At 45.4% G+C, this 12,396-nt stretch carries 11 protein-coding genes and 1 pseudogene; all 12 read right to left on the bottom strand.

Annotated features, from left to right (window positions below; translation table 11 throughout):
• Positions 1 to 111 precede the first annotated feature (111 nt).
• The 12 genes and pseudogenes from adhE to ACYQ2E_RS07595 all read right to left on the bottom strand — a co-directional run bounded on the left by adhE (position 112) and on the right by ACYQ2E_RS07595 (position 12,395).
• The gene (gene adhE, locus ACYQ2E_RS07650) at positions 112 to 2,808 is read right to left on the bottom strand and encodes a bifunctional acetaldehyde-CoA/alcohol dehydrogenase (protein WP_460017478.1); all 2,697 of its coding nucleotides are present in this window, start codon (positions 2,806 to 2,808) and stop codon (positions 112 to 114) included.
• A gap of 325 nt (positions 2,809 to 3,133) precedes the next feature.
• Entirely contained in the window at positions 3,134 to 4,159 is a 1,026-nt protein-coding gene (gene adhP, locus ACYQ2E_RS07645) for an alcohol dehydrogenase AdhP (RefSeq protein ID WP_460017477.1), read from the bottom strand.
• Between the two features lie 201 nt (positions 4,160 to 4,360).
• Positions 4,361 to 6,172 carry a hypothetical protein gene (locus tag ACYQ2E_RS07640; protein WP_460017476.1) on the bottom strand — a complete coding sequence of 604 codons (1,812 nt, stop codon included), beginning with the start codon at positions 6,170 to 6,172 and terminating at the stop codon, positions 4,361 to 4,363.
• A 149-nt stretch (positions 6,173 to 6,321) separates the two neighbouring features.
• A complete protein-coding gene (locus tag ACYQ2E_RS07635; protein WP_460017475.1) occupies positions 6,322 to 6,636 on the bottom strand; it encodes a DUF1292 domain-containing protein in 315 nt (104 codons plus the stop codon).
• Positions 6,637 to 6,699: 63 nt separating this feature from the next.
• Positions 6,700 to 7,107, bottom strand: coding sequence for a Holliday junction resolvase RuvX (ruvX, locus tag ACYQ2E_RS07630; RefSeq protein WP_460017511.1), 408 nt, complete (start codon positions 7,105 to 7,107; stop codon positions 6,700 to 6,702).
• Positions 7,108 to 7,118: 11 nt separating this feature from the next.
• Positions 7,119 to 7,385: an IreB family regulatory phosphoprotein gene (locus ACYQ2E_RS07625; RefSeq protein ID WP_460017474.1), complete on the bottom strand. Its 267-nt coding sequence runs from the start codon at positions 7,383 to 7,385 to the stop codon at positions 7,119 to 7,121.
• Between the two features lie 309 nt (positions 7,386 to 7,694).
• Positions 7,695 to 8,609, bottom strand: coding sequence for an aldo/keto reductase (locus ACYQ2E_RS07620; RefSeq protein WP_460017473.1), 915 nt, complete (start codon positions 8,607 to 8,609; stop codon positions 7,695 to 7,697).
• Between the two features lie 278 nt (positions 8,610 to 8,887).
• A pseudogene (locus ACYQ2E_RS07615) lies at positions 8,888 to 8,989 on the bottom strand (ABC transporter ATP-binding protein); the annotation flags it as partial.
• 182 nt (positions 8,990 to 9,171) lie between these two features.
• The gene (locus ACYQ2E_RS07610) at positions 9,172 to 9,819 is read right to left on the bottom strand and encodes a bifunctional 4-hydroxy-2-oxoglutarate aldolase/2-dehydro-3-deoxy-phosphogluconate aldolase (RefSeq protein WP_460017472.1); all 648 of its coding nucleotides are present in this window, start codon (positions 9,817 to 9,819) and stop codon (positions 9,172 to 9,174) included.
• Positions 9,820 to 9,875: 56 nt separating this feature from the next.
• A complete protein-coding gene (locus ACYQ2E_RS07605) occupies positions 9,876 to 10,820 on the bottom strand; it encodes a sugar kinase (protein ID WP_460017471.1) in 945 nt (314 codons plus the stop codon).
• Positions 10,820 to 11,593 (bottom strand): sugar phosphate isomerase/epimerase family protein, encoded by a 774-nt coding sequence (locus tag ACYQ2E_RS07600; protein WP_460017470.1) that lies wholly within the window; start codon positions 11,591 to 11,593, stop codon positions 10,820 to 10,822. The genes ACYQ2E_RS07605 and ACYQ2E_RS07600 overlap by 1 nt, the downstream gene beginning before the upstream one ends.
• A complete protein-coding gene (locus tag ACYQ2E_RS07595) occupies positions 11,583 to 12,395 on the bottom strand; it encodes a gluconate 5-dehydrogenase (protein WP_460017469.1) in 813 nt (270 codons plus the stop codon). The genes ACYQ2E_RS07600 and ACYQ2E_RS07595 overlap by 11 nt, the downstream gene beginning before the upstream one ends.
• Position 12,396 lies beyond the last annotated feature (1 nt).

The following is a 12,396-nucleotide window of genomic DNA, read 5'->3' as shown; positions in this document are numbered from 1 at the left end:
TTAAATTCGACTTATATTTATTAAAATAGACAATAAATTTAACTTGTGTTTAAGAAACGCAAAAAATCGCAGAAAGCTTAATTTTCTGCGATTTAATTTTGAAATTGTAGCTTAGAGCTGGTCAATCAAGAGCTGCTTGATTTCATCAATTCTAGGCTGACGCGGATTGGCAGGTGTGCACTGGTCATCATAAACCAGGTCAGCCAGTCTGTCAAGTTCGCGCATCAGATGTTTCTTTTCAACGCCGTTGCCGCTGAGCGTAATGTCAATATCAATGCTGTCAGTCAATTTCTTAATCTCAAGGATTAAATTCTCAACTGCTTTCTCGTCAGAGTCTTCCTTGCCGGCAAAGCCCATGAAGCGCGAAATGTCAGCATAGTCTTCCTGCGCACGATAAACTTCGTAGCGCGGATAAGGTGTGCGTTTCACATTGCCTGTTACCGCATTGAACTTGATGACATGCGGCATTGCAATTGCAATGGCCAGTCCGTGAGGAAGTCCGAACTCACCGCCTGTTTTGTGGGCCAGTGAATGGTTGATTCCCAGGAAAGCATTGGCGAAAGCCATACCAGCCATTGTTGCAGCATTGTGCATATTCTCGCGTGCTTTCTGGCCTTCTTTGGTCGGATGGCTAGGGTCATAGTTGTAAGACGTCGTCAAGTTTTCAAAAATCAGCTTGATGGCCTGCAGCGAAATCGGCTTCGTGTAATCGGAAGACATAACCGACACGTAAGACTCAATGGCATGTGACAGAGCATCAATACCTGACCATGACACGGTCCGCTTAGGCACTGTCATAACAAACTCAGGGTCCACAATTGCTACCTGCGGTGTCAGCTGGTAGTCAGCCAGCGGATATTTTACGTGTGTCTCATCATCTGTGATAACTGCAAATGGTGTCACTTCTGAACCCGTACCTGAAGTCGTAGGAATGGCCACCATCTGAGTCTGATGCGGATGATAGAATTTGATGATACGTTTACGAATGTCCATAAACTTCTGAGCAAATTCTTCAAAGAGGTACTTAAGTGCCTTGTCGTCGCTCAAATCAACTTCACCGCGTGAAGAATACTCATAAATCAGACGGCCGATTTTACCGGCATCAAGGGCTGAACCGCCGCCGACCATGATAACTGTATCAGGCTTGAACTCGCTCATCTGACGGGCAATTTCAATGGCCTGGCTAAGTGTTGGGTCAGGCTTAACACTTGAGTAAATGCTGAGCTGAATTGGTTTAGGACGCATTTGCAGCTGCTCCAGCACCTTGTCAACGAAGCCGAATTGAACCATGCCAGGGTCAGCGACCAGGAAGGCGCGGTGAACATGAGGAAGCTCCTGCAGATAGCTGATAGAGTTCTTCTCGTAGTAGATTTCTTTTGGTAAGCGAACCCATTGCGGGCGATTACGACGCTTAGCCACAGTTTTAATATTCAAAAGATCATATGTGCTCAAGTTATGCGAGAGCGAATTTTTCCCCCAAGATCCAGTTCCCAGCGTCAACGAAGGACGCAATGCATCAGAATAGAAGTCACCAACACCGCCGATAGCATCCGGCTGGTTGACCAGGATACGAGAAGCATTAACCGCTTCGCCGTAAACCTTAACAAACGGGTCATCCTGAGCACCAATCTGAATCGCGGCATTATGGCCGGCACCTTGGTAGTTCAAAAGGTCCAGAACTGTGTCAATCGCCTGGTTACGGTCTTCAGCGCGATAAACTGACAACAGCGGACTAAGTTTTTCAGAACTGAGCGGCTCGCCAATGTTTTTCTTCTCACATTCAAACAGCAGCACATCTTTGCCCTCGGGAACCTTAACACCCGCCTGCTCGGCAATCCAGCGGCCGGAACGGCCAGCCACAGGGCCTGTAACGCCATAGCCATCTTCACGTTTCACAAAGACGAAGTCTTCAATTTTCTTGTAGTCTTTCTTTGGTACCAGATAAGCGCCCTGTTCCTGGAGCTTCTTCATGAACTCGTCATAAACTTCAGTTGCAACAACAGCTGAATTTTCTGTTGCACAAATCATACCATTATCAAAGCGTTTTGACAGCAGAAGGTCTTCAGCCGCACGCTCAAGATTAGCTGTATGGTCAATATAAACCGCACCATTACCGGCACCAACACCAAGTGAAGGGTTACCTGAGCTAAGAGCTGCATTGACCATAGAAGGACCGCCTGTTGCGATAATCGCTGCAATCTTCGGATTTTTAATCAGCGCACTTGTATTATCAAGGCTCGGTGTCTCAATCCATTGAATAAAGTCCTTTGGCGCGCCCACTTCAACAGCCGCATCATAAACAATCTTCGCAGCCTGAGCAGAGCTCTTCTGTGCCTGAGGATGGAAAGCGAAAACAATGGCATTACGTGTCTTTGCAGCTAGAAGTGACTTGAAAATCGTAGTCGAAGTAGGGTTTGTCGTCGGCACGATACCTGCCAAAACACCCAGCGGGTCTGCAATCTCTACAGAGCCTTTAACAGCGTCTTCTCTGATAACACCAACCGTTTTATCATGTTTGATAGCATTATAAACTGATTCAGAGGCGAAACGATTTTTCGTATCCTTATCTTCTACGACACCGCGGCCCGTTTCGTCATGAGCTGCATGCGCCAACTCAAGTGAGTGCTCTGATGCGGCCAATGCCATAGCTGCAACGATTTTATCAACCTCTTCCTGAGTGTAAAACTTGAAGTCATTTACTGCGACGACTGCTTTGTCGACCAAACTGCTGGTATATTTCTCAGCTTTCTGTGTCCGCGCGGCCTTTTCTTCAGCGGTAAGTTCCTTCTTAACTGCTTTTGTTGCCATTTTGTTCCTCCTGAACATTTTTGGATTCAATTATTTTTTATCAAATTTCTGTCTAAGATTAGAAGATTGATATTTAATTCTTAATTGTGAATTTTCTCACAAGAACAGTATAACACTCTCTTGAAAATTTGTCAAGGATTGTGAATGTTTTTTCAAGGAATTTCACACTTTTTCAAAAAATCCTGCAAAGTCACTGAAAGCACGAGTGAAAACGTTTCATTCTATTTGTGAAATAGACAAAGCGATAATAAGTGTCCACAAAAAAAACAAAGCCCATTAACAACTGAACTTTGCTTCCAACCTAAAGAGAAACCATTTTTAGAATTTATTTCGTGAAGTCAATAACCATACGGCCTTCAATCTTTCCAGCCTTCATCTCGTCGATAATGTCATTCACTTCCTCAAGCTTGCGCGTTGCCACAATTGGTTTTACCAAGCCGCGACGTCCGAACTCAAACGCTTCCTCAAGGTCAAGACGAGTTCCGACAAGTGAGCCGGCAACTTCTACACCGTCAAAGACAGTCGTAGGAATTGACAATGACATGTCAGTATTAGGCAGCGCAACAGCCACCATCTTACCCATTGGACGCAGGCAGGCAACCGCCTGTTCAAAGGCAACACGAGCGACAGCCGTCACTATAGAAGCATTCGCCCCCAAACCGCCAGGTGTTGCAGCCTTAATTGCTTCAACAGGGTCAACCTCAGCCGAATTAACAACAACATCCGCACCGATTGTTTTGGCCAAATCCAGCTTCTCCTGATTAATATCAACCGCAATCACATAAGCATTAAAGACATTCTTGGCAAATTGAATGGCCAAGTTACCCAGCCCGCCAGTACCAAAAATAACAATAGGCTGACCTGGTTTGATGTTTGAAACTTTAATCGCTTTGTATGTGGTAACACCCGCACAAGTAAGAGACGAAGCCTGAATCGGGTCAAGTCCGTCCGGAACTTTAACAGCATAATCTGCGACTACAATGGCCTCTTCAGCCATACCGCCGTCCACACTGTAGCCAGCATTCTTTACTTCACGGCAGAATGTTTCATTGCCCGACACACAGTATTCACAGTGGCCGCAGCCTTCGAAGAACCATGCGACAGAAACGCGGTCGCCAACTTTAAGCGAAGTCACATCTTCACCGATTTCAGTGACGATACCAATTCCCTCGTGTCCAAGCACCGTGCCTGCCTTATTGCCGTAATCACCGGCCGCTACGTGCAGGTCTGTATGACAGACACCGCAATACTCCATTTTCAGCTTGGCCTCATTTGCCTTGATTGGGCGAAGTGTCTTCTCGACAACGTCTGCATAACCATCTGGGGTTTCACGTACAACTGCTGCTTTCATTTGAAAGCCTCCTTTTCTTAAGATAGTTAATTTTATCACGAATTTAACGATTTTGCAATTATTTTTTAACCGCTTTCATCGATTTTTGAACTTTTTAGAATATCTGACTAAAAAGTATGCACGAGTTACAAAAAAACCGAATATTCTTATATTCGGCGAATTTTTTAAATTAAACTTTACTGTTTTTTTTAGAAATCCAATTTACTTGACTTGATAAATCTTAAAGTGGCTGTCATCAAACTTAACAGCTGCATACTTTGAACTGAGAACAGCCTTAACAGAATCAGACAGTTTCACATCATCATCCACCACAATAAACTTACTTTTAGCCGTTGAAAGATTGATGCTTAAAGACTGAGCATATGAATCCGGATAATAAGACGGCGGCAGCGTCACATCAGATGAGCGCTTCGCCAGACGATTGATTTCCAGACTGTCGGCCAGCACCGTTACTGAATCACTTGATTTACTATTTTTCTGAACATAACCTGCAACCAACTTCTCAGAGGAAATGTAGCCAGTATTAAGCATATTGGCAGCAATCGGGAACATAAACAGGAAAATCAGTCCAAGAATCGGAAGAAAAGCTGTCAGCCGAAAATAAGCTGAGAACGTTTGTCCAAACGTACGTCGTCCATCAAACTCCCTATCCAAATTCAGACCCGCATACATAAAAGCAAAAGGCAGAATCACCAGAGCAAAAGCCGGGGAATAGCCGTGCATGAAAGAAACGAAAAACAGACTCAGCATGCCTACAATCAGCAAAACAGTCGTCCAAACACGATGATTTCCGTTTGTAACATAATGGAAACCGTAAAACCAGCTGGACAAAAGCCCGAAAAGCAGAACAAGCGCCAATGAAATCGCCAGATTTATAGCCCCCGAAACCGTAAAATTCAACTGAGTAAAAGGCAGAATTACCGCCTGCTCAATCGTCGGGAAGAAAATCTGTGTCGTCAGAGTATAATAACCCGCCAATGAGAAAACCAGCAGAAAACCGAAGAGCCCTGCCAAGAACTGATAAAAGCCGCGAGCGAAATTTCTCAGAACAATATTTCTCCCGAAAAGCCCCAGAGCACCTAGCAGCCAAATTACCAGAAAAAGCGGGAAGAAAAGACTAGCCAGTGCACCTGAAATACCAAATAAGATAAACGTTTCATCTTTCGCCGCCTCATCGTCCATGAAATAACGATTCAGCACACGTACACCATAAAAAGCAAACGGAAGAGCAAACACAATCGCCTGGTCCCCACCCGTTGAAATCCCCGCAATAGTCAAAATTGACACCGCAGCAATGACCGTTGACAGAGATTTATCGTTCAGCATCTCCTGCATAATATCAAAAGCCATGATACCAGAAACCCAGAGCGCAATAATTTCACATAACCATAGAATCAGAGTCGAGCCCATCGCAGCGCCGATTTGATTTACCAGAAAGAAAAGAGGACCTGAGGAACTGAAAAGCTCATTATACGGCGTCACTCCATGATTCATTGCAAAACCGGAATAGAGATTCACAGCAGCAGAACCGGTTGCAACACGATTAAAAAGCGGAAAACTGTAAAAAGTCAAACTAAAAACTATGGATAGAATCAGCAGTTTGAGATGAGAAAAACTATTTGAGAAAAAAGATGAGCGAACAACAGACACTCCCTCTTTTTCATCTAAGTCATCATCGGCATCATCCTCATCCATTCCGCGGTTAATTCGTTTGTAGCTGGGATTCTGCCGCTCAAAACGATAATTTTCATCGTAATCATCGTCGTAATCATTATAACCATTCCGATAATCCCGAGAATAATTATGGGAATCTTCGAAATCATCCTCTTCTTTTTTAGACTCAATGGTGTGAAAATTTTTCTGAACATGACGCATACTGCGACGATAGGTTACTTTTTTATTTTCTTTATTATTCTCGTCCAAGAAAATCCCTTTCAGTAAATCGGCTCCGAAACCCTGCTGACTGCGCTTCAGCACAAACGCCCGGTAAATGCCGTAAAGCCAGGACAGCATTTAAAAGAAAAACAGTTTTCAGAACAAGTCTGTAAACAGTTTACAAAAATATAAACAGCTTATCCATATTTTCGCTGATACTTCAGTATTTTGCAAATAATAGGCAAGCTTCTAGCTTCTAAATAAAGGCAACAGAAAAGAAAATATTTCTATTTCTCTCCTTCTTCCCCAACCTCTTCCTGAAACTGATTGAAAACATCCTCAATCATCGCCCATTCGTCATCCGCATCCTCTGGAATCGGCATCAAATCGCCTTCAGTCCCATCCTCATTTTGTGTAAACGAATAAACTGATATTTCAACATCTTCGTGGCCGGACGGCAGCAGCAAAACATAATTTTTACCGAACTCCTCTTGTCCGTCAATGGTCAAAAGAACTTCAAAAAGAACTTCGTTGCCATCATCGTCAATCAGAGTAATCTGACGCTCTTCTTCATCCTGATGGTCATGTGTATGTTCAGTCATATCAATGAATCTCCCTATTATGCTATTTTTTCTGACTCTTTGTCACTGTTCGTTATTTAATGTTCAGTTGCTGGCATCCAGGTAATTCTGCAAAATCAGAACCGCCGCCAGCTTGTCAATGTATTTTTTCCGGTCTTTGCGGCGCGTCCCCCCGTCAATCAAGACTTTCTCTGCCTGGACAGTTGTCAATCGTTCATCCTGAAATTCAACCGGAAGACCGAATTTCTCAGACAAACATCCGCCGTATTTCCGGCTGGCTTCAGCACGCACACCCTCGTCATTGTTCATATGTTTGGGCAGGCCAAGCACAAATTTGACTGGTTTGTACTGAGCAACGAGCTCTGACAGGCGCGCAAAACCCAGCTCACCCGCAGCCTCATCAATTTTGATTGTCTCAATCGGCTGCGCAGTAATACCCAGCGGATCAGACAAAGCCACACCAACCGTTTTACTTCCGACATCCAGTCCCATCAGGCGTCCAATCAATGCATGGCTCCTTTGGACTTCAGATAAGACTTGACCAGCTCTTCGACGACATCATCGCGGTTAAGATGACTCATTTTAGCCCGCGCCTCATTTTGACGAGGAATATAAGCCGGGTCTCCAGACAGCAAATAACCCACCAGCTGATTGATTGGATCATAGCCCTTCTCTGACAAAGTCGAATAGACAGACGTCAGCGTTGTTTCAATTTCATTTGCACTAAAATCGTGGAGATCAAAGCGCATGGTTTCATCAGTAAAGCTCATTTTACCTCCAAGACTTTGCTTTACAAAGCCTATTTCATCGCTTCAGCGTCATTCAAAATGCGCCAAACCTTATAAATGTACCTATATTATACCAATATTTTCTTAAAAATTGCTGAATTCCGCTTTGAGAGGACAAAAAACTTCAAAATGTAGAAAATCACCCCACTCATAGCTGTCCATTCTCTGCGAACTGTCTGACACAATAGTATAAGTGACAGCAGTTCGCAGAAAAACTAAACAGCTTATAAGAAAGGATGAAAATTAAAATTTTTTAGCTGATTCTCACTCCCCAGAGCTCAGAACACAATTTTAAGGCAAATCATTTCCTGCCGCCAGATACAAATCATACCATTCCTGATGAGTCAGGACAACGTCGCTGGCATCGGTCACGCCCTTGATACGATCCAGATTGACTGTGCCGATAATCGTCTGCATATTTGCAGGGTGACGGTTAATCCAGGCAATGGCAATGCCGTCTGGTGTGGCATTGTATTTCTCTGCCAATTCGTCTAGCTTGTCATTGAGCTTCGCGTACTTCTCGCGATTTCCCACAAAGAAGCCCTCAAAGAAACCATAGCGGAACGGTGACCATGCCTGAATGGTCATTTTGTGAATACGGCTGTACTCAAGAATGCCGCCGTCATGGTCAATGCTGCGTGCATCTGCCATGTTGACATGGAAGCCCTGGTCAATCATGCCCGTGTTCGTCAGCGACAACTGCAGCTGATTCATCAACAGAGGCTGCTTAACTGCTGTTTTCAACAGCTCAATCTGGCCAGGATTCTGATTAGACACACCGAAATGACGGACTTTGCCGGACTTCTCCAGCTCATCAAAAGCCGCTGCCACTTCCTCAGGCTCGACCAGTGAATCTGGACGATGCAGCAGGAGTGAATCCAGATAATCCACCTGCAGGCGCTTCATACAGCCCTCTGTCGCCTCAATAATGTGTTCCTTCGTGAAATTGTACTCGATGCCTGGAACAATCCCGACTTTCGACTGGATATAAATATCCTCCCGCTTGATGCTGGTCTTTGCCAGAGCTGCTGCAAAAATTTTCTCGCATTCTCCGCCTCCGTAAATGTCAGCATTGTCAAAGAAATTGATGCCGCCTTCATCCGCAACTTCTAGTGCACGCGCCGGATCCTTGTCCTTCTCGTTAAAGTTCATGATGCCGAGCACGACCTGCGAAGCATTCATGTCGCCAATTTGAAAATACTTCATGTTGAACCTTCTTTCTGCCTTTATTATACCAGATTTTAGCCTTCAGGGATAGAAACCGATTTAATTATCGCTAATTTTCATAAATATCACACATTTTGTACAAATATGTTCAAAATTTTTATCGTAAAATCTCCACGAGTTCTTTTCTGGCAGCCGCATTGGCCGACGCTACGCTGAATATCAATCCCAAAACCGTCGTGATTCCCTCTGACAAAGCAATCGTGAACAAATCATGCATAACCTTGAAAGGAAGAAACGGTCAACAATAATCCCTCTGCTAGAAACTGCTGCCGGATATCTGTCTTTCTTGCCCCCGTCGGCTCATCCGCAATAATAAAACTTGGATGATTGACAATCGCACGTGCAATGGCAACACGCTGCGCAACGTTGTATTAGCTATCTGGATTGTTATGGTATTCACGAATACCCCATGTATGAAAAACCTACACTCGTTTATAATAAGGCAAAACTTGATTATAAAGGCCGAATTCTAGTTTTAATGAATTCGGTCTTCATTTATTTCGGACAGCAAATCGTGCGTTGTCCAGATATTGTCTAAAAATTATTTTGATTTGATCTGGTTAAATTTCCCAACGTATTTTTGCGCCATTTCCGTGACAGCCGCAAAATCTCCGCGTGCGGCAGGTGCCAGCAGGTTCCCGCCGACACCGACTGCGATGACGCCGGCTTTGAACCAGTCTTCCATGTTGTCAAGGCTGACGCCGCCGGTCGGCATGAGGTTCAGCTGGGGCAGCGGCGCTTTGAAGGCGCTGACGATGCTTGGGCCGAAAGCAGAGCCTGGGAAGAGTTTGATGATGTCGCTGCCAGCTTCAAGTGCGGTTTTCATTTCTGTGATGGTCATGCAGCCTGGCAAGTAGGGGATTTGATAGAGGTTGCATATTTTGGCTGTTTCGGTGTCAAAGCTTGGGCTGACGATGAATTGTGCACCTGCGATGATGGCCAAGCGTGCGGTGACTGCGTCTAGTACTGTTCCGGCTCCGATGATGACTTCCGGCTGGTTTTTGTACTTTTCAGCTAATTCTGCGATGACTTCGTTCGCGCCGGGTACAGTGAATGTCAGCTCAATGCCGTTCAGGCCGCCGGCGATGATGGCGTCTGAGGCTTTGAGTGCTTCCCCGGCAGTTTCTGCTCGGACGACTGCGATAACGCCTGCGTTTTCTAGTTTTTGTAAAATTTCAACTTTTTTCATGTATTGTATCACTTCTTTCTTGAAAAAATATAAGTGAATTGTGTAAATTTCGGTTTTCAGAGCATGAAGGCCTCTAATTGTTCACGGGTTGGATAGCCGTCGTTGTCGCCTGGTGTCATGACTGAGAGTGCCCCAATGGCGCAGCCTCGCCGGACTGATTCTTGCAGTGTCAGGTCCTCTAGTAGGCCGGTTAAGACGCCCAGAGCGAAGCCATCGCCTGCACCAACTGTGTCTACGACTTTCTCAACGATGAAGCTTTTGACTTGATAGCATTCGCCTTTTTTTAATTTGACAAAGGCCCCGCCTGCACCGAGCTTGATGATGACTGTTTGTGTGATTTCGCTCTGATTCAGGTAAAAGTCGGCAATTTCTTCGGGTTTCTCAAGGCCTGTCAGTGTCTGGCCTTCTTCGATGCCGGGCATGACGATTTCACCTGCTTTGGCTAGTTCGTTGATAATCCGGCACATTTTTTCTTTCGAGTCCCAGAGGGAGGGGCGCAGGTTGGGGTCAAATGCTGTGTGGATGCCGCGCTCGAGCAGTTTTTCTACAAAATAGCTGTAGGTTTCACGCGCCTGCAGCGAAATGGCTGGGAAGACGCCTGATAAATAGGCCCATTTGATTCCTGAGAAATCGATGTCGTCAATGGTCAGCTTGTCCATATGAGCAGCAGCTGAACCTCTGCGGAAATAGTAGGTTGATGGGTCTCCGCGGTCTACGAGCTCTTTCAGGTAAAAGCCTGTCCAATGTATGGAATGACGGCTGATGTAGCGGTTTCCAACCTGATACTGGGCAATTTTTTCAATCGCATACTCGCCGAAGGGGTCTTCGCCCACCATGGAGACGTACTCTGTTGAGTGCCCCAATCGCGCTGCGCCTATCATCACATTGAGTTCTGCGCCGCCGAGGCTTTTGCTGAAGTTTTCGCTCTCGACCAGTCCGGCGTTCAGGTCTTTTGAAGCCAAGACTACTAAAGGTTCTCCGATTGTAATTAGTTCTGCCATTAGACACTCTCCAAAAATGAGTTAATGAGGGTCAAATCTTTGAGGATGAGGTCGTGATTTTCTGCCGGATACTCCAGCGCAATCGGTTTAGCCTTCGGCAGGCGCTGAAGGATACGACGCCATGGCAATTGGCCTGTGTCTAAGCGCACAGCATCAAATTTTCCGTCAATCGACTTCATATCTTTGACATGAATGTATTCTGTGTATTCAGATAGGATTTCCGCCGCAAGCAATGGGTCTTCGCCTGCTGCCAGCCAGTTTCCGCTGTCAAAGGTAAAGTCAATTGCTAATCCATTTTTATGCACTGCGTCCAAAAACTTTTTTATTGGCCGAATGGTTCCGTTCTCTTGAGACTGGTCATTTTCCACACTGATTTGAACCCCCTGTAAGAGATATGATAACAGAGTTTCAGACAAATTTCCAGTGAACGCCTCATAATTGCCAATATTTAATTTTAAACGCCGCACCTTGAGGGCTTTGGCCTCAGTCAGATAGGAGGCGAGTTTCGGATTCAAGCAGCCGTCAGACAGAAAAAGGACATCTGGTACACTGAGATAAAGGCTGATGTCGTGGGCTCCAGCAGTTTCAGCAAGCTGCGGAATTTCTTCTGTCAGGTCACGAAAATATTCCTGACGGACTTCTACCGTGTGAAAGCCTAAGCCGGCAGACTCAATCAAAAGCTGGTTCTGCCCTGCTCCTGCTTTCCACTCTTTTTCAAATAAGAGTAAATTTGCACAAATTTGCGATTTTGTTTGATTCTGATTATTCCCCATCTGGCTGCTTTCCAATGTATGCTAAGATTCCGCCGTCAACATATAAAACATGACCGTTGACAAAGTCTGAAGCGTGTGAGGCGAGGAAAACTGCCGGTCCCTGCAGGTCTGAGGTGTCGCCCCAGCGTGCAGCCGGAGTTTTAGCAACAATGAAGCTGTCAAAGGGATGACGTGAGCCGTCTGCACGTTTCTCGCGCAAAGGTGCGGTCTGAGGGGTAGCGATATAACCAGGGCCAATCGCATTACACTGAATATTATATTGTCCATATTCTGAAGCAATGTTGCGCGTCAGCATTTTCAGCCCGCCTTTTGCAGCAGCATAGGCAGAAACCGTTTCACGGCCGAGTTCCGACATCATGGAGCAGATATTGATAATTTTCCCGCCGCCTCTTCTAATCATGCTTGGAATCACAGCCTTAGACATGATGAACGGGCCATTTAAATCAACATCTATCACTTGACGAAAATCCTTCGCTGACATTTCAATCATCGGAATACGCTTGATAATGCCGGCATTGTTGACCAGAATGTCGATTTCACCTACTTCCTCTTCAATCCGTTCAATGCTCTGAGCGACAGCTTCTTCGTCTGTGACGTCGAAAATATAGCCGTGCGCGTCAATGCCTGCTTCCTTGTAGTTTGCCAGGCCGCGGTCAACATTCGCCTGATTGATGTCATTGAAAACGATGGTCGCTCCAGCAGCCGCATAAGCCGTTGCCAGTGCGAAGCCGATGCCGTAGGTAGCACCTGTTACAAGTGCGATTTTGCCTTTAAGGCTAAAGTCTTTCATTTCAAAAGTCATT

The sequence above is a fragment of the Lactovum odontotermitis genome (assembly GCF_054658595.1).
This window is presented reverse-complemented; position numbering and strand designations above follow the sequence as displayed.

Bases quoted from the DNA above. Each gene is read 5' to 3' on its own strand.
- adhE (WP_460017478.1), bottom strand. From the start codon at position 2,808: ATGGCAACAAAAGCAGTTAAGAAGGAACTTACCGCTGAAGAAAAGGCC.
- adhP (WP_460017477.1), bottom strand. From the start codon at position 4,159: ATGAAAGCAGCAGTTGTACGTGAAACCCCAGATGGTTATGCAGACGTT.
- ACYQ2E_RS07640 (WP_460017476.1), bottom strand. From the start codon at position 6,172: ATGCTGTCCTGGCTTTACGGCATTTACCGGGCGTTTGTGCTGAAGCGC.
- ACYQ2E_RS07635 (WP_460017475.1), bottom strand. From the start codon at position 6,636: ATGACTGAACATACACATGACCATCAGGATGAAGAAGAGCGTCAGATT.
- ruvX (WP_460017511.1), bottom strand. From the start codon at position 7,107: ATGGGACTGGATGTCGGAAGTAAAACGGTTGGTGTGGCTTTGTCTGAT.
- ACYQ2E_RS07625 (WP_460017474.1), bottom strand. From the start codon at position 7,385: ATGAGCTTTACTGATGAAACCATGCGCTTTGATCTCCACGATTTTAGT.
- ACYQ2E_RS07620 (WP_460017473.1), bottom strand. From the start codon at position 8,609: ATGAAGTATTTTCAAATTGGCGACATGAATGCTTCGCAGGTCGTGCTC.
- ACYQ2E_RS07610 (WP_460017472.1), bottom strand. From the start codon at position 9,819: ATGAAAAAAGTTGAAATTTTACAAAAACTAGAAAACGCAGGCGTTATC.
- ACYQ2E_RS07605 (WP_460017471.1), bottom strand. From the start codon at position 10,820: ATGGCAGAACTAATTACAATCGGAGAACCTTTAGTAGTCTTGGCTTCA.
- ACYQ2E_RS07600 (WP_460017470.1), bottom strand. From the start codon at position 11,593: ATGGGGAATAATCAGAATCAAACAAAATCGCAAATTTGTGCAAATTTA.
- ACYQ2E_RS07595 (WP_460017469.1), bottom strand. From the start codon at position 12,395: ATGACTTTTGAAATGAAAGACTTTAGCCTTAAAGGCAAAATCGCACTT.